Here is a 311-nt window from a genome sequence, read left to right as displayed (position 1 = left end):
CCTTTAAGAACTCTTACAATACCCCTGCGATCCGAATGCTGGATACAGTTGGTGTCAAAAAGGGCTTTAGCTATTTAGAGAAATTCTCATTCGAACATATCGTAGCGGATGATTATCGCCTTCCTTCTGCACTTGGTGGATTTACGAAGGGATTTTCGCCGCTAGAAATAACAGATGCGTATACCGTCTTTGGTAATCAAGGAGCTTACACGCAAAGTCATTCAATTACAAAGGTGACAGACTTAAACGGCAAGACCCTTTACAAGTGGAAAGAGTCACCGAAGCTAGTGTATTCTCAGCGGACAAATGAC

At 42.8% G+C, this 311-nt stretch carries 1 protein-coding gene; it reads left to right on the top strand.

Features of this window, described 5'->3' with window-relative positions; translation table 11 throughout:
- Positions 1-311 (top strand): penicillin-binding transpeptidase domain-containing protein (locus SB658_RS22925; protein WP_410602551.1); only part of this gene is annotated, 311 nt, incomplete at both ends.

The sequence above is a fragment of the Bacillus sp. SIMBA_008 genome, assembly GCF_046535495.1.
GTDB lineage: Bacteria > Bacillota > Bacilli > Bacillales > Bacillaceae > Bacillus > Bacillus subtilis.
This window is presented reverse-complemented; position numbering and strand designations above follow the sequence as displayed.